Origin of the sequence: Providencia manganoxydans (genome assembly GCF_016618195.1) — a bacterium.
GTDB lineage: Bacteria > Pseudomonadota > Gammaproteobacteria > Enterobacterales > Enterobacteriaceae > Providencia > Providencia manganoxydans.
Genome location: NZ_CP067099.1, coordinates 3,843,272 through 3,864,748, shown reverse-complemented (window position 1 = coordinate 3,864,748; position 21,477 = coordinate 3,843,272). Strand labels below are relative to the sequence as shown.

19 protein-coding genes are annotated in these 21,477 nt (G+C 39.3%); 9 read left to right on the top strand and 10 right to left on the bottom strand.

Annotated elements, in window-relative coordinates; translation table 11 throughout:
• Window positions 1-6 precede the first annotated feature (6 nt).
• From JI723_RS17595 to JI723_RS17555, 9 genes are all read right to left on the bottom strand, one after another.
• On the bottom strand, window positions 7-1,104 hold the full coding sequence (locus JI723_RS17595) for a fatty acid desaturase family protein (RefSeq protein ID WP_319067193.1): 1,098 nt from the start codon (window positions 1,102-1,104) through the stop codon (window positions 7-9).
• The gene (locus JI723_RS17590) at window positions 1,094-2,218 is read right to left on the bottom strand and encodes a sterol desaturase family protein (protein ID WP_319067191.1); all 1,125 of its coding nucleotides are present in this window, start codon (window positions 2,216-2,218) and stop codon (window positions 1,094-1,096) included. Before JI723_RS17590 ends, JI723_RS17595 begins: the two co-directional genes overlap by 11 nt.
• Window positions 2,211-2,831, bottom strand: a complete 621-nt coding sequence (locus tag JI723_RS17585) for a phosphatase PAP2 family protein (protein WP_337979610.1) — start codon at window positions 2,829-2,831, stop codon at window positions 2,211-2,213. Before JI723_RS17585 ends, JI723_RS17590 begins: the two co-directional genes overlap by 8 nt.
• A complete protein-coding gene (locus tag JI723_RS17580; protein ID WP_404826926.1) occupies window positions 2,828-4,093 on the bottom strand; it encodes a F390 synthetase-related protein in 1,266 nt (421 codons plus the stop codon). Before JI723_RS17580 ends, JI723_RS17585 begins: the two co-directional genes overlap by 4 nt.
• An 8-nt stretch (window positions 4,094-4,101) precedes the next feature.
• A complete protein-coding gene (locus JI723_RS17575) occupies window positions 4,102-4,905 on the bottom strand; it encodes an MBL fold metallo-hydrolase (protein WP_140182766.1) in 804 nt (267 codons plus the stop codon).
• Complete coding sequence (locus JI723_RS17570; protein WP_337979609.1) at window positions 4,905-5,906, bottom strand: NAD-dependent epimerase/dehydratase family protein; 1,002 nt, start codon at window positions 5,904-5,906, stop codon at window positions 4,905-4,907. Before JI723_RS17570 ends, JI723_RS17575 begins: the two co-directional genes overlap by 1 nt.
• Window positions 5,903-6,895, bottom strand: coding sequence for a 3-oxoacyl-[acyl-carrier-protein] synthase III C-terminal domain-containing protein (locus JI723_RS17565; RefSeq protein ID WP_319067184.1), 993 nt, complete (start codon window positions 6,893-6,895; stop codon window positions 5,903-5,905). Before JI723_RS17565 ends, JI723_RS17570 begins: the two co-directional genes overlap by 4 nt.
• A 137-nt stretch (window positions 6,896-7,032) precedes the next feature.
• Window positions 7,033-7,935 carry a LysR family transcriptional regulator gene (locus JI723_RS17560; protein ID WP_337979608.1) on the bottom strand — a complete coding sequence of 301 codons (903 nt, stop codon included), beginning with the start codon at window positions 7,933-7,935 and terminating at the stop codon, window positions 7,033-7,035.
• Between the two features lie 62 nt (window positions 7,936-7,997).
• Window positions 7,998-8,993, bottom strand: a complete 996-nt coding sequence (locus JI723_RS17555; RefSeq protein ID WP_319067181.1) for a nitrilase family protein — start codon at window positions 8,991-8,993, stop codon at window positions 7,998-8,000.
• 1,109 nt (window positions 8,994-10,102) lie between these two features.
• Here JI723_RS17555 and JI723_RS17550 point away from each other — a divergent pair.
• From JI723_RS17550 to JI723_RS17525, 6 genes are all read left to right on the top strand, one after another.
• Window positions 10,103-10,405, top strand: coding sequence for a helix-turn-helix domain-containing protein (locus JI723_RS17550; RefSeq protein WP_070925368.1), 303 nt, complete (start codon window positions 10,103-10,105; stop codon window positions 10,403-10,405).
• A gap of 112 nt (window positions 10,406-10,517) precedes the next feature.
• Entirely contained in the window at window positions 10,518-11,078 is a 561-nt protein-coding gene (locus tag JI723_RS17545; RefSeq protein ID WP_319067179.1) for a fimbrial protein, read from the top strand.
• 203 nt (window positions 11,079-11,281) lie between these two features.
• A complete protein-coding gene (locus JI723_RS17540) occupies window positions 11,282-13,777 on the top strand; it encodes a fimbria/pilus outer membrane usher protein (protein WP_319067177.1) in 2,496 nt (831 codons plus the stop codon).
• A gap of 11 nt (window positions 13,778-13,788) precedes the next feature.
• Window positions 13,789-14,517, top strand: a complete 729-nt coding sequence (locus JI723_RS17535; protein WP_140182753.1) for a fimbrial biogenesis chaperone — start codon at window positions 13,789-13,791, stop codon at window positions 14,515-14,517.
• Window positions 14,518-14,526: 9 nt separating this feature from the next.
• Window positions 14,527-15,078 (top strand): fimbrial protein, encoded by a 552-nt coding sequence (locus tag JI723_RS17530; RefSeq protein WP_070925370.1) that lies wholly within the window; start codon window positions 14,527-14,529, stop codon window positions 15,076-15,078.
• A 16-nt stretch (window positions 15,079-15,094) separates the two neighbouring features.
• Window positions 15,095-16,060 (top strand): fimbrial protein, encoded by a 966-nt coding sequence (locus tag JI723_RS17525; protein ID WP_319067174.1) that lies wholly within the window; start codon window positions 15,095-15,097, stop codon window positions 16,058-16,060.
• 84 nt (window positions 16,061-16,144) lie between these two features.
• Here the strand turns inward: JI723_RS17525 and JI723_RS17520 are convergent, their stop codons facing one another.
• Window positions 16,145-17,791: a fumarate hydratase gene (locus JI723_RS17520; RefSeq protein WP_070925372.1), complete on the bottom strand. Its 1,647-nt coding sequence runs from the start codon at window positions 17,789-17,791 to the stop codon at window positions 16,145-16,147.
• 877 nt (window positions 17,792-18,668) lie between these two features.
• Here JI723_RS17520 and potA point away from each other — a divergent pair.
• The 3 genes from potA to potC are packed head-to-tail and all read left to right on the top strand — an operon-like array spanning window position 18,669 to window position 21,410.
• On the top strand, window positions 18,669-19,778 hold the full coding sequence (gene potA, locus JI723_RS17515; RefSeq protein WP_337979607.1) for a spermidine/putrescine ABC transporter ATP-binding protein PotA: 1,110 nt from the start codon (window positions 18,669-18,671) through the stop codon (window positions 19,776-19,778).
• Complete coding sequence (gene potB, locus JI723_RS17510) at window positions 19,765-20,628, top strand: spermidine/putrescine ABC transporter permease PotB (protein ID WP_140182750.1); 864 nt, start codon at window positions 19,765-19,767, stop codon at window positions 20,626-20,628. The genes potA and potB overlap by 14 nt, the downstream gene beginning before the upstream one ends.
• Window positions 20,625-21,410 (top strand): spermidine/putrescine ABC transporter permease PotC, encoded by a 786-nt coding sequence (gene potC / locus JI723_RS17505; protein ID WP_070925374.1) that lies wholly within the window; start codon window positions 20,625-20,627, stop codon window positions 21,408-21,410. The genes potB and potC overlap by 4 nt, the downstream gene beginning before the upstream one ends.
• Window positions 21,411-21,477: the final 67 nt, after the last annotated feature.

The following is a 21,477-nucleotide window of genomic DNA, read 5'->3' as shown; positions in this document are numbered from 1 at the left end:
TGTGATTTATTTTTTACCTTGCCCCATTTCTTTTAAGAATCGTTGCTGGTAACTAAATAATTCTTTAGAAGAAATACAATGATAATCCATTGAGAATTGTTTGGCGGTATCTTCAATGATTAATGCTAAAGCTGGATAATGACGATGATTCCAATTTGGAAATAAATGATGGGTTAAATGTAAGTTCAAGCCACCTAACCAATAAGTTAACCAGCGGGGTGTGGTATGCCAATCGTAAGTGGTTGAAAAAGTATGATGGTAAAACCCATGTGGCATATTGCCTTGTTCTGGTGGTGTATAGAAGGTGGCTTTTGCCCAGTGAGTTCCCAATATCAAGACGACAAACACCAAAGAAGCCAACATTTGACTCAATAAATAGATCAGTAATAGGGTTCCAAGGCCAATGTGTTTATCGGCAAGGGCGTAAAATGGAATAACAATCGCCACGACAATATGCAGCAGTTTGGCCAATAAAAATGCCATGATGCCGCGTTGCCCTTGATGGCGCATATGTGGAGCGACTCGCGTAAAGTGGAATCGGTCTAACCAATCAAATAACCAAATCAGCGCTGGGAAGGTTAATGCTGCAACAAGTGGCCAATAAAGATGTTGCGCCCTCATAAAAGGGTACCAACGTTGGTGAGGTGTTTGTCGTAATACAAAGTTTTCTTCAATATCCAGATCATAATGGCGAATATTGGTGTGAGCATGATGGAAAATAATATGTCGTACTCGCCAACATTCAGGATCGAGGCCTAGAGGGATGGTGACCCAAAAATTAAGCCAGCGATTAGCTTTCGCCTGTTTGAAAATCGCATTGTGAGAGGCATCATGAACAAGATTGATTGCAAGTAGTAAGGCAAAGCAGATAAATAGCGGATAAAATACAAAAAAAGTCCATGTACTATTTAACCACAATGCAGCAGCATAACACCCCAAGCAACAACTCATCAGCAAGATGCTTTTTAGGTAAAATTGACTGTCAGCAAAACGGTGATCGCCATGCTGTTGCAAATAGTGGTTCGCTGCCTTCATCAATGCTTGGCGAAACGCTTGATCAAGGCGTTGTTGATAGCCAAGCGGCCTAAGTGGTTCAGGACGCATGCTTAACCTGCTTAGGCTGTCGGCCTATGCCAAACAGTAATAGTAGACTATGTAGCCAAAGAGCCGCAGTAAAGATTAGCCAAAATGGGCTAAGCCATTGCCAAATAAATAACACGCAAACAAATAATATAGAAGCAATGGTGAACCAGCTCCATAGGCCGGTTGTACTGCCGTCAGAAAGCCCCGATAAAGCTAAAGTACCCGAGGCAAGTAGCACAAATAGAATGACTTGCTGGAGAGTGGTTCCTTGGTAGCCATAACCATATAAATACACATAGCCAATCACTAATGTGAAAAGTAACAGTGTCCCCAAGACAAGCTGCCATTGGTTGATTTGATACTGTGAAACCTTTTGCTTAATCGACTGTGGTTTGCCCTTGAATATGCGCCAAAATGGACGGTTATTATCAATAAACGGATTTTCAGTTGCGGGTTCACCTTTGATGCCATAGTGGTACTCGGTATCAGGAAGGGCAGAAAATGTGCCGAACCATTTATCCCAAAAAATAAAACTACCGCCAAAGTTACGATTTGAATAATGGCCTTCTTTTACATGGTGAACGCGATGGTGAAGTGGGGTAACCATGATTTTCTCCCACCAACCGAGATGTGGTATCAAGGCACTATGGTTAAAAAACTGGATGCTATAGTGCAGGATCGAAATGGTGATAAAAATCTCTAACGGCACTCCAAGTAGCGCTAATACCATAAAAAAGGGAATTGAGGTTAATGATGAATACCATGAATTGCGCACACCCAGTGAGAGGTTAAAGTGTTCACCTTGATGGTGTACCACATGGACGGCCCACAATAAACGGAATTTATGGTGTAAACGGTGTAACCAATAGAAGCCGAAATCCCAAGCAAATAAGGTAAAAATCCAGACTAAGGCGATAGGCCAATGATCCACGACACCCAATGAAAAGTGGCTAACCACAAAACCGTAGCAAAATAATTCTAATCCACGAAATAGCCACAACATGATATGGCCTGAATTGAGGTTAAATACCCATTCTTGCCAGCTAATTGAACCTTTCTGAGTTTTCACAATAATGACTCCCTCAAGAGTCACAACCAGCAACATGAAGATAATAGGAAAAGTTAATTCATTCACTAGCGCTTTCTCCATGGGGCAAACGGTTTTGTATCCAGCGGGCAATATATAGTGCCGCGATTGCTGTGATAGCCCCTGTGACTACATCAATAAATAGATGGCGCTTCAATACTAAAACAGAAAAACAGATAGCAGCGGCCCATAATAAATAGAGAGTCGTACGAAATTTGTGGTGTTGTGACCATAATGCACTGAGCACGACAAGAGTCAATGAGACATGTAGAGAAGGTAATAAGTTTTGTGGGCTATCGACACTTATCAAATCACACAGTGCTCGTTCAGACAGTGAAATACATTCAATAAATGGATAATGCATGGTGGTTGGATAAATCAGATAAACAGCCCCCGAAACTAAAGCACAGACTATCATGGCTAACATTAAAGAGCGTATACGATGGTAGGCGCTAAATAAGTAACCGAAAGGGATAAATAGGAAAAAAGACAGATAAACCCATATTGCATTGGTACTGTATGCGACAGTATTATCAACCCAACTTGGGGACAATAACGTCGCATGATCACTGATTTTGCCGGTGAAGTTATACACAATGCCGACAGTTCCCCAGCCAATCAGGCAAGAAAGCAAGCGTAAGAAAATATGATTAAAATTCATTCAGCACCTTCACGCGTGATCCTTCTGCGCTTTACGGCAAAAGACGGTAACACGGGGTCAACGGTGAGAGTCCAAGAAAGCTTATCGGTATCAATATGCTGTTTTGCAAAATAAGCTACTAGATGGCGCTGGCACTGGGTTAATTGATGCGCAGAGCATTCACTCTGTAATGTCAGGTGGTTACCTTTTTGGAGTAGCCTAAAATCAGCCGTGATGGGTAATTGATTCACGATAATACGCGCAACGGGATCGGCAAACAGTGTGACTAAATTACCATCATGATCAGGTAATAAAAGTTGATCGTCACAACGGCCTTCTATTTGCTCAATAGCTAATTGAGGATCACCGCAAGGACAAGGTGTATCTCGTACGACTAAAATATCATCGAGTTGATAACGAACGATTGGCTGTGTTTTACGAGTAAAATCGGTAATGATTGGTGAAAAACGCCGTTCATCTAACCAATGTGGTTCAATATGCAAAAAAGCCTCATTGAGATGCATCGTCCCATGCGGACATGTGCAGCCTAAAAAACCTTCTGTCGCTTGATACACTTCAGCGACATGGGGAAAGCATTGCTGCAACCGTTGCTTATCATGGGGTTGTAAAACCTCGGCAACGGAAATGACTTGATTGACATTAAGCTGTATACGCTGCTCTTCTACCGCTTGAGCAATTGCACATAATACTTGAGCTGGGGCGACAATGATGGATGGCTGATAACGTTCCAATGCCTGTAGTTGCTGGCAAAAATCTGCATAGAGATCGTAGAAACGCAGTGAGATCCAACGGTTATTCACACTCTCATATAGGTTATTATTAGCACGTAAAAACAAGGCCACGCGCTCACCCTTGAATAAGCCATTTGGCAACATTTTGGCTAACATGCTACCTGACCAGATATGCTGCTCTTGAGGGCTGACGACAAACAACCCACGACGCCCAGAGGTTCCAGAGGACAGCCCAACACTGTACTTGCCAACTTTGGGGGCAAAATCACGTGATTGTTCGCTTTGCTGAGCACAATGGAATAGTACTTGGCTAGATAAACCTGCGGTATTCATTTGATCGAAGTGATCCATCATGATTTGTTTATTCATAATGGGAAATTGTTCAAGAGGGCGATCAATAAAGGCTCTAAAATAGGGGCTTTTACGCAATACCTTATGTTTGAAAGCCGTAAGCTGTTTTTGCTGATAAGCTTCTAGTTCAGCTCTACTTTTAAAATGGCGATGGCGAGTACGCCAATAATGCCATAGCATTGCGACTATCAAATTAACTCCCCTTCGTGACACAGCTGAATGGCAATATTTTGCTTATCAAGTTCATGTAATTTATTCAGAGTTTGATAATAAGCTTGTTTATTATCCATGATGATATGTGCAATCGCCATTGGGCCACGTAACTCACGGTAATTGGTTGGGGACCAAGCGGCATCCCCTGCCAGCAATACCCAGCCATGCTCAGTGAGGACGCATAGGCCGATATGCCCTGGGGCATGTCCCGGTAGTGGAACAATCAATAATGTTTTTTGTGAGTTGACAGCGAAGCCTTGACCTAAGATTTGTAATTCAGCGGGCAGATCAACGGCTTCAAAACCTTCATAAAACTGTGCGCGTTGTTCAAAGTCCTCTGGGATCAAACCGCGAACAAAAGCCCCTTTAAGCGCTGCAAAGCCAGTTAGTCCGCGTGTTTTTTGCCAGCCATCGCCTGAACAGAGAAGCGGCACATCGGGGAAATCACGGAGACCTGCAATATGATCACCATGAAAATGTGACAAAATAATGCCATTGAGATCGCTAGGGGTGATCCCTTCACGAGCAAGTTGGTTAATGAGTGCATCTTTAGGGTCAAAATAGACAGGTGTGACAGTACGGTATAAACGCATGATGCCATTACGGGTACTTTCATAAAAGTGGTTTGCATAACCCGTATCAAATAGCCAACGCTGCTTTTCATTATGTATGAGCCATGCCCTAGCAGGAAATTTACATGCCTTAAAACTGGCTCCTTTGAGCGCTACGCAACCGGGGTGAGTACAGTATCCGACTTCGAATTGCTGGATAGTTAACATCATTTCTCCTGCTGACGGAGCCATTGTGCAGTTAAATGGATCCCTTCTTCCATATCAAAAATAGGGGTATAGCCTAACTCTTGCTGTGCTTTACGGTTATCAAGTGTCATGGTGAAATACGCCGCACCTAAACTATAGCGAGTGAGCAATGGCTCTTTTTTGGTGAGGTGAGAAACACCCTCCAGCAATGTCGCTAGTGTGAATAACACGGGATAGGGTGCAGCGCTTATCTGACAATCTAATTGTAACTCATTAAATAATTGCTCTAAGGTTTGCCTGAGTGGTTGAGGTTGCTGGTTCGTTATATTATAAGAAGCACCACTCGTGAGTTTGTCTTGAGTTGTGGCCAACATCATGCTGTGCACAACATTGCCAACGTAGGTTAAATCAAAGGCGTTTTTTCCACCATCAGGTAGAATGAGTTTGCCATTTCTGGATTTTATTTGCGCCAATAAACGTGGCAACAGCACGCGATCATAAGGACCAAACAACCCTCTAGGCCGAAGAATGGTATAACGGGTTTGCGGATAGTAAGCAACACTACGAGCAATAGCGGTTTCCGCTAAATATTTGGTTCTTGCGTAGTGATTGGCGAAACGGAAATTGGCTTGTGATTCAGGAATATTTTGCTGATGTGTGAAATTAAAATAAATCGCGGGGGTTGAGATATGAATAAATCGCGAAATCTGCTGTTCACCTGCGGTATCGGCTAACATTTGTGTTGCATAATAATTGATGCGAGCGAAATCATCATATTTCCCCCAAGGGGATGATAGCGCAGCACAATGCCAAACAGCATCACAATCGTGCATCATGGTTTTGGCATCTGTACTCGATAAATTAGCAAGATCACAAGGGAAAAATTGTGCGCCTTGTTGGGTAAGCAAAGTACCGATTTCTTGATTTCTCCCACAAGCCACCACTTGGTGTCCCTGTTGAAGGAGGCCATCAACAGCATTACGACCAAGGCCGCTGGTTGCGCCAGTCACTAAAATTTTCATGGGATCAGCACCATAGAGCAAAAAGCTAACCCAGCAGCGGTACCAATCAGCATGACATTAGGTTGTCCATAAAAACGCCCACTGATGATTGCTTCATGGAGTGCCGAAGGGATCGACGCCGCGACTTGATTGCCGCGAAAACGATAAATATCAATTAATTGTTCTGATTTAACTCCTAAGCGTTGCCGCATATGTTCAAGGGATAAGTGGCTCGCTTGGTGGGGAACGACGGTACCAATCTGATTAAGCTGTAACTTTGAGTCAGTTAATACCTGCTGCATAAAATCTTCTACCAATGAAGATGCCATGCGGAATAGCTTTTTGCCTTGCATATGAAATAAAAAGTCATCGTCAGTCATGCCTGCGCGTGGGTTTTTACGTGTTCCCCCCGCGCGGATCTCGCACAGCTCGATGCCTTTAGTATGTGTTTCATGGTGATAAGTGATAATTCCGCTGGTGCCATCCCCTTTTTCGACAATCATGCATGCGGCACCATCACCAAAAATTAATGAGGATTCTTGGTCTTGCCAATCAATACCGCGAGAGGCCAAATCTGCCGAAACAATCGCAATGCGTTGATATTGGCTAGTGGCAAGAAAGCCTGCTGCAACTTGCAGTGCAGTGATAAAGCTGACACAGCTGGCATTCACATCAAAGCAAGCAATACCTTGTTTCAACGAAGATTGCTCAAGAATATGCGCGGCGGTGCAAGGCAGTGCTTGTACGGAAATCGCTGATGCTGAAATCAGCATATCAATGCTGTGTGGCACAATGTGTTGGGTTTCTAGCGCGTGATGGATTGCCTTGGCGGCTAGTTCAGCTTGGGAGTCGTTATCTTTCGCATGGAAGCGATGTTCAATACCGGAGCGTTTAGCAACATAACCTTTTGGTTTGTTGAGTTTAATATCCAACTGCCATGATTCTATTTTATTTTCAGGAAGCGCAATGCCTGATGAAATAATTTTTATTGGAGTTAGGCCATTAGGCATCGTGAGACTTACCTTTATAAATCATTATATTCGTCATACTTCAAGATGCAGGGTTGTTGCCTAGCTGCGTCGCGAATTATTTAGAGTATATAAATAGCAGAGTTCCTTTACCTGTCATATAGGATAAATGCTGCTATTTAAACAGGGGACCCTTGATTGAAGTGATGGACTGTTTCTTCAAGTAAAGTTGTTATTATATGTTGTAAATGGGCTGAATGTGATGAGAGCCAAGCTACATCAATCGGCCAAGTCGAAAATGGTTTATCTTCAAGAGGAATAAAGTGGATATCGTGATGGCTAATATGTCGAGCGCTATACGGTAATAAACTGATCCCTGCTCCAGCAGCAACTAAAGCAATAATGGTTTGAATATCACTAGACTCTTGGGCTGGTTTGAGTGATAGCTGCTGATGTTCTAAAAATTGGCTAATTTGCTGAGACAAACCCGCACCTCGCGCTTTGCGTAATGCCAAATAAGGATGGATTGTTAACAGCTGTTCTATGGGTTTATCCACCCATTGTGAATGTGAAATAGCGAGAGCTAAGGTTTCTTGTTTTAGCGGGTAGATTGAAAATTGTGATGGAAGTTTTTTGTCAGGGCGACGTAGAAAGGCTATTTGTAGCTGGCGGTTTTCCAATTTTTGGATCATGGTCTCTGATGGCATATCATCCAACGAAATTGTTGTCTGAGGTAAATGTTCCCGTAAGTGGGCAACAAAAAAAGAGGCTTCATGAAAAGCTGAAATGCCAAAACCCACGCTCAGTGACGTTGGAAGTTGTGTATTTAACTCAATAGCTTTATGTAGCAATTTTTCTGTTCTTGATAGAATTTGTTGAGCTAAAGGTAATAACGTTCGACCACTGTTTGTCAGGTGTGCTCCATGGCGCCCACGTTCAAATAAAACCACTGAAAGCTGCTGTTCAAGTAGCTTGATTTGTTTGGTTAGCGCCGGTTGGGTGATATGCAACAGTGATGCGGCCGCATGATAGTTAGCCGTTTCAGCTAAAATGACAAATGCACGTAATAAACGACTATCCATCATGCCTCTTTAATAATCTGAATGGGCCAAAACCATAATTAGTTTTATCAGTATATGACTTATTATGACTTAACACAGGGCTTTGAGATAGCCACCGCAGTATCAGCAAAGCGTACACTTCGGGTATCACGTTCATAACCCATGGTTTGTGTTAGCGCACCATATAGCTCAGGGCGGCGCCCTGAAAGCCAACGACGGCCTGTTGACATCGGGAGCAGGTCTAAATCGAGATCAGCAATAATGATGTCATCTTCTATTGCATGACTTTCTTTGATGATGCGGCCATATGGATCGATGAGCATGGCATTACCCGTGCGTATCTCGTCCTCATCTCGGCCGACTCCATTACTGAAAACGTAAAAAACACCATTATCATGAGCTCTAGCAGGTAGCCAGCGCATTAACCAACCACGGCCGTGTTCACCTTGAAATGCGTTACGCAGTGCTTCTGGTGCTTGTTGTCTATTTTCCCATAATGCCATCGGGATTGGTTTCATGCTGTGAGGGCTACGAGAATTTGTTCCACCTGTTTGGTGAGGTGCTAAAATAATATCAGCGCCCATTAATGCAGTAATACGTGAGTTCTCGATCAGGTTGTTATCCCAGCAGATCAAAATACCCGCCTTTACCCCCCAAGGTGTATCGAATACCGTGTAGCTATCACCTTGTTGGATGATTTGATGTTCAAAAGGATGCAGTTTTCGATGTGCGTGATAGCTACCATCAGGCATACAGGCGACCCAAGTATTATAGCACTTATCATCTAAACCTCTTTCAATTAGCCCAACACCAATAATCATATTGAGTTCTTGTGCTCGTTGCCGGATCGGAGTGAGTGATGGGCTATTATGTAAGGTTTCACTGAGTTGATAAACATCTTCATCGGACAATTTGGGTACATGCCAATAACCTGTAATACACATTTCAGGTAAAGCTAAAATTTGCACATTTTGTGAGGCAGCCTGATCGATAAAATGATGGATCTGCTGAAGGTTATAATCTTTGTCGGAAGCTTTATGTTGAAACTGTACGGTCGCAACTCGTATTTGTTTGGTCATGGCATCAACTCCTCTCTAATGAAAAGTAGATGACACCATATAATGAAACCTAAATATAATGAGATATTCTCTAATTCAATAACTATTGGTTATCGAATGGAGCGGCGATCTGGATAGAATATTGTATGCTTATCGCTTGAGTTGTTGGCCAAAAAGAGGGGTATTTCATCGATTGATTTTTAATTTTTTGTACAAACTGGTATTTAATATTGATAGTTGTATTTTTTCTAATCAATTTTGTGAGTTATTGTCACATTTTTTTTGGGGTTTATGTTGTTTTATCATAATTGATGTATTAAATAGAAACACTTTTTATTGGTTTGTTACATTCACCTATCCATATAACTGATTGATTATAATCATTTATTATTCTGAAAGATAAACTAAATACTAGTAAATATAACCAATAAGTCTGATTTATTATGAGTTATAAGGTTAAAATCAGCTAAGCATTGATTAAGTATATAAAATGTATCTAAAAGGAGGCGATCTTAGTTTTTAATATGTTCCGTACTCCTTTATTGTGTATTGATTTGCTGCTGCACTCTTAGATTGAAAGGATCGGATAACATAAATAAACCATTGTGAATGGTAAAATTATTATAATCTAAAATAAGTGATTTAAATTAAATTTTAATTTAAATTATTTTAATTTCTCTATATATATCAATAATGAAATGAAATTATTTCATAATAGTACATGGAGTTTATTATTAAATTGTAACTAGAGAATTTTTTTATACAAATACAACGTTTAAGTGTAATATGTAATAGTTTTATTTATCATTGAGTTATGTGTTTAAATTTATTTTTTTCAAGAAGATCAAACATAGTAAAATACTAACTAAATTATTTTAAAATTTAAGATTTTCTCAAAGGATATATTTGATAGGTTTTATCTAATTTGATTGATTGTATCGATCGTTACAAACAGTTTTACTTTCAAATAATGAAATCTATAATTAAGTCAAATCCCATATTTATAATCTGGGCTGTTTCTTTTAATTATGACGATTTAAAATAACAATTTACTAAATTTACTATAGTTAAATCTTACTGATTTTTATTTTCGTCTATAGATCGCTTAATATGAGCTCGGGTCTGAACAAATGAAAAATGTAAACCAGATCGTTGGTAAAGAAATTCGCAGAAGAAGAAAGAAACTAGGTCTCTCTGGTATTGAGCTTGCCGATCTTATTGGTGTAAGCCAGCAGCAAATTTCTCGTTATGAAAGAGGGGAATGTAATATTACCTTAGGTAATCTTCTTAATTTAGCGAAAGCACTAGAAACAGACTTGATTTGTTTTTTTAATGACGATATTTTTTTAATTGAAAAATATTCTGAATCAAAGAAAACAGCCGAAAATAAATCTAACACTATGAAGTATAGAATGGTGAATCATTATTTATAGTTTGTAATTTATCTTTAATAAATCGCCTTAATAAAAATTAAATTCTACCTGACGATTTTATATCGTTAGGCAGTTTGTATGTCAGTCGTCTTTCTTAAAATAGGAATATAAAATGAAATTATCTAAAATTGCATTAGCTACAATCATTGCAGCTTCATTTGTAACTGGTGCCGCAAATGCAGCAACTGATCAAGGAAGTGGTGTTATTAACTTTAAAGGTAAAGTGATCAATGCACCATGTACTTTGCCTGGTGATGGCACCGTTAACGTCGATTTAGGTCAAGTTGCAAACAAAGTATTAGAAACTGGTAATAAATATAGCCAAAGCGTTCAATATACGATTGCATTAGAAAACTGTGACTTAGGCGAAGTTAAAGATTCAGATGATAATGTTCTATTCCCAGCTGTTAGCAAAGTTAAAGTCACTTTCTCTGGTACCCCTGATTCAACAAAAACTGAGCTATTAGCGAATACAGGTACATCTAAAGGCGTTGGTGTTCGTTTGATTAACGCTGATGGTGCAGTAATGAAAGTTGGTGATACTAGTGTTGAATTACCAATGGTTGCTGGTCCTAATAAGTTGACTTTCAGTGCACGTGTTGAAGCGAACGGTAGTAAAGTTGAAACAGGTAGCATTATCTCTCAAGCAACTTATGCATTAAATTATCTGTAATTTAATTCGTTATATTTTAAATTATCTAATTACTGATACAGTAAAAATACTTAAATCATGCATGTTATTTGCAAGGTTTGAGGGCTGTTTATCGTCTAGATAATACTTGAACTATACCGAAAATATTAAGTAACAGGTAATGAATTGCCTGTTACTTTCCATCTTTTGTTTTAATTGGTTTACCTATTTTGACAGGGATCATCATGTCTTTATCGCCTCAATTTAAAGTGAATAAAGTATTATTCTCTATTCTGCTGGCACTGTCTGTATCCGGTGTTTCTAAGGCTGTAGAGTTTAATATGAATATTATTGATGCAAAGGATAGAGATAATATTGATCTCAGTCAGTTTTCTAACCCTGATTTTATACCCGCAGGTGAGTATCTTACGGATATTACATTAAATGGCCGAAAGCTCTCTGGACAATATTTAATTAAATTTAATGAAATTAATAAAGATACTTCTTCACTTTGTATAACCTCTGAAATGGTGCAATTATTTGCACTGAAAAAAAAAGTTAGCAATGAAATATTAAAGAATAAAAATGGTCAATGTGTTGAACTACCTAAATCAACAGATATTCACTATCGTTTCGATAAAGCTAACCAAAATATTTTATTTTCAGTGCCTCAAGCTTGGCTCGAATATGATGATCCTTATTGGGTGCCACCATCCCAGTGGGAAAATGGTATAACAGGTGCATTTATTGATTATAATTTATTTGCTAACTATTCTGCACCGAAAAATAATAGCGAAACGGTTAGTGCGAGTAGTAATGGTACCGCTGGGGTTAACTTAGGTGCGTGGCGCTTTCGTGCTGATTATCAATATCAATATAATCGTTCACAAGGAACAAGCAATCAGCGATTCGATTGGACTCAGCTGTATGCATTTAGAGCGTTTCCTGAATTAGGTGCAAAAATATTATTAGGTGAGTCTTATTTGAAAACGGATATTTTTGATAGTTTCCGTTTTGTAGGGGCGTCATTTTTTAGTGATAGCCGAATGCTACCCCCTTCTATGCGTGGTTATGCACCTCAAATTACAGGAATTGCACAAACCAATGCAACCGTCATTATTTCCCAGAATGGGCGTGTGATTAAGCAAACTCGAGTTGCACCGGGTCCGTTTAATATTCAGGACATTACTGAAGCGGTGCAGGGAACGTTGGATATTGCCATCGAAGAAGAAAATGGCTCAAAAACAACTTATCAGGTGACCGCGACCTCACTGCCATTTTTAACTCGACAAGGCCAGCTGCAATATAAGTTTTCAGCTGGTGAATCAAGTCCTTTCGGGCGTTCACAGCGAGTTGAACCACGATTTTTTGCAGGTGAAGTGTCCTATGGGCTATGGAGTAATACGTCCATATTTGGCGGTTTGATCGCGACAATAGATAATAATAACTATCAGGCTGTGAACATTGGTATTGGTCAAAATATGAACCAATTCGGTGCTATCTCGTTTGATATTACACGAACCAATGCAAGACTTGATCATTTTGGTACCTATTCTGGAAACAGTTATCGACTGAATTATTCTAAACGTTTTGAATCTACCAATTCACAAGTTACTTTTGCTGGCTATAAATTCTCGGAAAAAGAATTTTTAACCATGCCGCAATATATTGATGCGGCTAACGGTGTGTTGGATTTTAGACGCGATAAAAACGTTTATACCGCATCTTTTAATCAATATATCAGCCCACTTGATGTGACTTTGTATTTCAATGCCTCTCATCATCAATTTTGGAACAGTGAGTCGACAACAACATTTGGCATGAGTCTGAGCAAGATTTTCAGTTTAGGTAAACTGAAAAATATTTCGGCTACATTGTCGCTGAATAAAATTAAATATCAGGAAACGGATGATAACCAAGCCTATTTATCATTCTCTATTCCTCTAGAGAGTGGTGGTTCAGTAAGCTATGACATGCAATATGCAGATGGTGGTAAAAGCTTAGGCCAATCTGTTGCCTATTATAGTGAGAACCTTAATAACAACTATTGGAGTGTGCGTGTTGGTGGAGATAAGCGTGAGTTAGGTCGTATGGAGCCGAATCTTAGTGGTAGCTACCAATATTCATCACCATACGGTGTGTTAAACATCAATGGTACTGATAACATTAATTCTTACAGAGCGTTAGGCGGAAGTTGGTATGGTTCGATGACTGCGACAAAATATGGCGCTGCCTTGCATCGTAATGGAACCGCAAATGAACCTAGGATCATGATTGATAGTGGTGATGTTGCCGGTATCTCAATTGACAATGGCCAATCAGTGACTAACCGCTTTGGGGTAGGCGTAGCAACCAGTTTAAACAGTTTTTCTAACTCTGATGTATATATCGACATGAACACTCTACCAGATGATGTTGATGTGAATGACAATATTATTGGTAAAACCCTAACCGAAGGTGCGATTGGTTATCAAATGATCCGCGCAAACCAAGGTAAACGCATTTTAGCCGTAGTTCGTTTAGAAAATGGTAAATATCCACCATTAGGTACCAGTGTGGTGGAAATAAATAGCGGTAGAGAAGTGGGGATCATTGCTGACAATGGCATTGTTTATTTGACAGGTATTAACCCAGATGAGGAATATTCTGTTAAATGGGCTGGTGGAAATGAGCAATGCCGTTTGAACTTCACTAATTTTTCCGAGAAACAACAAAGTAAAGTTTTACTTCCCTGCCTTTAAAGGAAAGCGTTATGAATAAAATGTATCGATCCTCTGTTTGCTTTGCATTTATATTGCTGAGTGTGCAAACAGCATCAGCGGCAATTAATATTGACCGTACAAGGATTATTTTTCCGGGACAGGATAAATCTGTTAGTTTAGTTATTAATAATCAAAGCAAAACGATGCCTTATTTGGCGCAATCATGGATGGAAGATGAAAAAGGTAATAAGGTTTCTGAGCCTTTTACTGTGCTTCCTCCAATGCAACGAGTTGAGCCAAATGCAAAAAATCAAATAAAAATTATTAAAACTGAAGGATTAGATAAATTACCTCAAGATAGGGAATCATTATTTTATTTAAATGTGAGGGAAATTCCACCTGTTTCTGATAAAGAGAATGTGGTGCAAATCGCGATCCAGAGTCGTTTAAAAATGTTTTATCGACCGCCTCAAATTGAAAACAACAGCGATAAAGTATGGGCTAAGGAACTTAAATACACTCACACAGGCCGCAATTTAGTGATTGCTAATCCAACAAAATATTATGTCACGTTGGGGTATTTAAGCAGTGACTCAAAGAATAATTTTCCGGGTTTTGAAAGTGTAATGATTGCCCCGATGTCACAAGAAACGGTCACGGTTCCTGCCACACCTTTTAGTCAGTTATACAGCGGTTATATGGATGATTATGGTGGAATGAAAATGCTTACCTATCAGTGTGCTGCCTCCGTTTGCCAATTAACTAAAGATAGTAAATAGGAATTGACGATGAGAAATTGCTACGCATCAATAGGCTTGTTTATTTGTATGCTATTTTCTAGCACTATTTATGCAGATAGTAGCATGATGAAAGGTGATTTGAATTTTACCGGTCAAGTTATTTCATTGCCTTGTAAGATCAGTTTTTCATCATTGGATCAGAATATTGATTTAGGACCGATTTCTCTTAATTTTTTTAATGAAATAGGGGACAGAAGCCCCAAACAAGAAATTAAATTGAAATTTGATGATTGTATTTTTCCTTCATTCAATCGTAATGACAGGGAGCCAGTAGTACGGATCATGTTTATTTCTGAGCCAACAAAAAGTACTGACCGTAATTTATTTGGCGGTAAAACCCTTTTAAACGGTTACGGTATTCGGTTAATGGATAAAAATGGGAATACGGTGCCAAATGGAGAGTATCGTAATTACCCTATTTATTTTGACGATAACCAGCAAATAACAATTTATTCAATGTTAGAAAGCTATCTTCCTCGAAAAGATTTAACTGTAGGTAATATTAAAACACAAATTACGTTGAGTATTGCCTATCTTTAATTAAGGTGTATAACGCATGATACACAGAAATATCAAATATAGTAGTTTCTTACTTTTATTATTATTAACGTTTTTCAGTACAAGGGGATTCGCTTTAGATTGCGTGGAAAGTGGTACCGGTGTGGTTATTAAACCTCCTGTCCCTGTTGGGCAACTGGCTATTCCAGCAGATACGCCTGCTGGTACCATTATATGGCAGTCTGATCCTATGACTGTGACAGTATTTTGCGATAATGTACTTGGGAATATGGTTGACGTCGTTCATATGTATTTCAACCCAACATCCCAGAAATTAGGAACTGGCCTATTACTAGGCGCTAATTACCAAGGCCAGCAGCTGGAGCGTGATAAACAAAAAGTCAGTTTAGGGACACCACCTATTAGTGGAAAACAAAATGTTACGGTAGTCGTTAATTTCACATTGTATATTAAAGTTACAGGGGTTGTTCCCCCATCAGGACATTACGATGGTGATAATCAATTTACCGTTTTCCAATTTGATGGTAGTGGTGGAATAAATACGACACCAGGTGCAAAAAACCTAAGATATTCAATTTCAGGGTTGACAGGCATTCGATTTTTAAAATGTGGTGCAGATATTAAAGTTTACCCTGAATCTCAGCAAATTGATTTTGGCCAACTGATGATCACGGAATTGAATCGCGGCCAAGAGTTTACTAAGCAATTTCAAGTTCAAGCGTTAAAAAGAGGCTGTTTAGATAATTTCTCGATGAATGTTAATTTTGAAACAACCGATAAGCTTAACGGTGATTATGCGATTGACCTAGGAAATGGAACAAATTTGACCATCGCAGATGATAAAAACAATCTAGTGAAGTTTAACTATTTCGAGTTTTTTGGTTCCTTACCTAAGGGAAGCACATCTGTTACGCGAACGTATAATGCATCGATTAAGAAATCCAGTACGGTGAAAACAGGGAGCTTTAATGCCTCGACCATTGTACGAATAAATTATTATTAGTGATGTTTGTGGAAGTGTTTTGCCAGGGAATGGCTTTATTGCGCATTAACAAAAAGGTGGCAGGATTAACTGCCACCTGCTTTATTATTTAATACAATGTTTACAGGTTTGATCTTGAACCTGCTCAAAGAAGTTATTCCCTTTATCATCCACTAAAATAAAGGCAGGCAGTCCTTCAACTTCCATTTTCCATACAGCTTCCATGCCGAGTTCTGGGTATTCAAGGCAGCTTAAGCTTTTGACGTACTCTTGCGCAAGTATTGCTGCTGAACCACCAATACTTCCTAAATAAAAACCTCCATGTTTTTTACATGCATCGGTGACAGTTTGGGTGCGATTTCCTTTTGCTAACATCAGCATGCTACCACCATGGGATTGAAAGAGATCAACATAAGGATCCATTCGATTTCCAGTGGTAGGACCTAAAGATCCGGAAACTTTATCTTCAGGTTTTTTTGCTGGTCCTGCATAGTAAACCATGTGATCTTTAAAATATTGTGGTAGCTCTTCGCCACTATCGAGGCGTTCTTTGAGCTTCATATGGGCGATATCACGCGCAATGATGAGTGGCCCACTGAGTGACACCCGCGTAGAAACTGGATGTTTACTGAGTTCAGCTAAAATATTTTTCATTGGTTGGTTTAAATCGATATGCACCACTTTAGCTTCATTGTGATGGCGTAATGACTCTGGAATATATTGCGCAGGATTGTGCTCCATTTTTTCAATCCATATTCCGTGTTTATTGATCTTCGCTTTGATATTGCGATCAGAAGAGCAGGAAATCGCTAATCCGATCGGACAAGAGCCGCCATGACGAGGCAAACGGATAACTCGAACATCATGTGCGAAATATTTCCCACCAAACTGAGCACCAAAGCCGAAGTGGCGAGTCGCTTCTAATAAGGTTTCTTCTAATTCAATATCGCGGAAAGCTTGACCATGTTCATTACCTGATGTCGGTAAATTATCATAATATTTTGTTGACGCCAGTTTTGTCGCTTTTAAGGTTGCTTCTGCTGAGGTACCACCAATAACAAAGGCGATATGATAGGGAGGGCAAGCTGTTGTACCTAGTGCCTTCATTTTTTCAATTAAAAATGCTTTGAGTTTGTTGGGCTCTAAGATTGTTTTTGTTTCTTGAAATAAAGCGGATTTATTGGCTGAGCCAGCGCCTTTATTGACGAATAAAAAATGGTATTCATCGCCTTCGGTGGCAAAAATATCAATTTGAGCAGGTAAATTAGTGCCGGTATTGACCTCGGTATACATATCTAGCGCAGCATTTTGTGAAAAGCGTAGATTCTCTTGCTGGAAAACTTGATAAACACCCCGTGATAATTGCTCCGCGTCGTTACAACCAGTCCAAACTTGCTGGCCTTTTTTAGCTACAATGGTTGTTGTGCCAGTATCTTGGCAATTGGGTAAGATCCCTTTTGCAGAGATTTCTGCATTACGCAGTAGTTGTAACGCGACATACTTATCGTTTTCACTGGCTTCTGGATCCGACAAAATAGCGGCAACTTGTTTTTGATGGGCCGTTCTTAAAAAAAATTGGGAATCATAGATAGCTTGTGCTGCGAGTACGGTTAATGCTTCTGGTTCAATCTTTAATATATCCTTGCCAGCAAATGATTGTACAGAAACATACTTGTTAGTTAATTGATAATATTCAGTATTATCCTCTGCTAAAGGATACGGATCTTGATAGAAAAACTCTTTATTAGGCATTTTGTTCACTCACATATTAATTCAGTGGAATATATTCGTCATACTGCAAGTTGTGCGTTGTATGTTGAGGTAGGGTGATGAAACCCACTTATTACCTAGCTGTCCCTCGAATTATTTAGCGTATTTTGAAAATATGCCCCGTACAGGCGACTGTTATTACTAATTAAATTTTGTGTTTAGATGGTCGATAAAACCGAAATAGATGATACAAAAACTGAATACACTTATTTTTAATAGGGATATTATATTCAATAAAATGGACGAAATAATATGATATTGATTAACATTATAGGTATTAGCTTGCTATTAAAGTGAGAATTGGCATGGGATTGCTGAAGGGATATGTTATTAATGTTACAAGCTATTTGCTGATGAAACCTAAATTAACATGTGTTTATTCATCTTGAGCCAATATTCAGGCATTGATCGGATTTCTACCACTTAATTAACAAATTACTTTTAACAATAAGACCTCTCACGCGATATATAGAGATAAAATATCGATGATGCTTATCATCTTAAGTGTAATAAAAATCATTATAAGACGTAACTCTATGAATAATATATTTAACTTATTTAGAGTATAGTTAGGGTGTGGAGGAGGAAGGACAAAAACTTCAGATCACTAACAATCTTGTTAAGTTGCTTATTTTTCTCATAAAGACAATTATTTCATTGAATTTTCAAAATGAAAGACAAATGAAGTGCCGAAAATGGCTTTCAATTTGCACTAACTGTGTTTATCATGCAGCACTTAATGAAATTTAAATGGCGCTACTGGTTTTGGGCTTTGCTGGGGTTATCTCCGATGAGCTTATACAGTCTTTAACGGTAGCGATTCTATCTGCATTATTAGTAGGGATAGAGTGTAATATAAATGACTGAGACAACCTCTCTGACACCACTCGTTGAATTAAAAGCATTAAATAAAGCTTTTGATGGCAAACAAATTATTTCTGAGCTTGACTTAACCATCCAAAATGGTGAGTTTCTAACCATTTTGGGGCCTTCTGGCTGCGGCAAAACAACGGTTCTGCGTTTAATTGCTGGCTTAGAAGATGTTGATGACGGCAAAATTATTCTTGATGGTCAGGATATTACTGATATCCCTGCCGAGCATCGCTTTGTGAATACGGTATTCCAAAGTTATGCACTTTTCCCGCATATGACTGTTTTTGAAAATGTCGCTTTTGGCTTGCGAATGCAAAAAAACCCTGCTGATGAAATTCAAAAAAGAGTTGACCAAGTATTGCGCATGGTACAGCTTGATGATTTCGCGCAACGCAGACCCGCTCAACTATCTGGTGGGCAACAGCAACGTGTTGCGATAGCGCGAGCGGTGGTGAATCGCCCAAAAGTGTTGCTTCTGGATGAGTCGTTATCCGCCCTTGATTATAAGCTGCGTAAACAGATGCAGAACGAATTAAAAGCGCTACAACGCAAGTTAGGTATCACTTTTATTTTTGTTACGCATGATCAAGAAGAAGCGCTTGCCATGTCAGATCGCATTATCGTAATGCGAGAAGGTAAAATTGAGCAAGATGGTTCTCCTCGTGAAATTTATGAGGAGCCAAAAAACCTGTTTGTGGCTCAATTTATTGGTGAAATCAATATTTTTGATGCAAAAGTACTTTATCGTATTGATGAACAAAGGATCCGTGCCAGTGTAGAAGGTCATGAATGCGATATTTTCACTGCACTTCCTGTAGAAGAAGGCCAATCGGTTCATGTGTTACTACGTCCTGAAGATCTTCGAGTAGAAGAAGTCAACGATACAGAAAACTATCCAGGGTTGATTGGTTATGTTCGCGAGCGTAACTATAAAGGGATGACGTTGGATTCTGTTGTTGAGATGGAAGATGGCAAAATCATTATGGTCAGTGAATTCTTCAATGAAGATGATCCTGATGTTGATCACTCCTTAAACCAAAAAGTTGCTGTAACTTGGGTTGAAAGTTGGGAGGTAGTACTGGATGATCAAGCGTAAACACAAGATCCTGCAAAATGTGATTATCACAGGAGTCGTTGCTTGGTTAGTGTTGTTTGTATTTTTACCAAACATCATGATCATTGGTGCTAGCTTTTTGACTCGTAGTGATACAGACCTTGTTGATATGATTTTTACATGGGATAACTACATTCGTTTGTCTGATCCCATGTACGCTGAAGTTATGCTTCATTCGCTAAATATGGCGTTGATAGCCACTTTTTTCTGTTTGATTATCGGCTATCCTTTTGCGTTTATATTGGCAAAATTACCGAAACGCCTCCAACCTTTAATGCTGTTTTTATTGATAGTGCCATTTTGGACTAACTCATTAATCCGTATCTATGGATTAAAAGTTTTTTTAAGTACTAAAGGGTATTTAAATGATTTTTTGCTATGGATTGGCATTATCGATAAACCTATGAGGCTGATGTATACACCAGAGGCTGTCATATTAGGGTTAATCTATATACTGCTACCATTTATGGTAATGCCGCTCTATTCCAGTATTGAAAAACTGGATAAATCTTACTTAGAAGCAGCAAGAGATCTTGGCGCGAGCAAGTTCCAGACATTTGTGAAAATCATTATTCCGTTAACTATGCCAGGGATTATCGCAGGTTGTTTATTGGTTTTATTACCTGCAATGGGGCTGTTTTATGTGGCGGATTTGATGGGGGGAGCAAAAAACCTCTTGATAGGTAACGTTATTAAGAGTCAGTTCCTGAATATTCGCGATTGGCCGTTTGGTGCAGCAACGAGCATCTTCTTGACAGTGATGATGGGGCTATTGCTATATGTGTATTACCGAGCTGCTAAGCTACTGAATAAAAAGGCATATGAAGAATGATCGGTCGCACGCTACGAGGTGGCTTTATGGCCATCATCTACGCTTATCTTTATATACCCATTATCATTTTGATTGTTAACTCTTTCAATGAATCACGTTTTGGGATTAATTGGCAGGGCTTTTCGACGAAATGGTACGAACTGTTAATGAATAATGACAGCCTGCTGCAAGCGGCTGGGCATTCCATAACGATGGCGGTATTATCGGCAACCTTTGCAACCATTATCGGCACATTAACCGCTGTTGCGTTATTTCGTTACCGCTTTAGAGGTAAGCCATTTGTTGGTGGAATGTTGTTTGTGGTGATGATGTCGCCTGATATTGTGATGGCAATTTCTTTGCTTGTACTTTTTATGATCTTAGGTGTTTCCCTAGGTTTTTGGTCACTATTATTTTCGCACATCACTTTCTGCTTACCTTTTGTTGTCGTAACGGTATACGCAAGATTGAAAGATTTTGATGTGAAAATGTTGGAAGCTGCTCGTGATTTAGGTGCTGGTGAATTTACGATTTTGCGTAAAATTATCTTACCTCTTGCATTACCAGCGGTGGTTGCAGGTTGGCTACTAAGCTTTACTTTATCAATGGATGATGTGGTTGTTTCATCATTTGTGACTGGGCCAAGCTACGAAATCCTACCATTGAAAATTTACTCGATGGTCAAAGTTGGGGTTTCCCCAGAAGTTAACGCACTGGCTACCGTGTTATTATTAATGTCGCTGATTTTAGTTTGCTTGAGCCAATGGGTGATGCGAGATAAGCTGTCCAAGCAATCACAATAGTTTTAGTGTTAAAAAACTGAGCGGCAGCGATTGTCGCTCAATTCTTTTAATGCCATTTGGCGAAGAG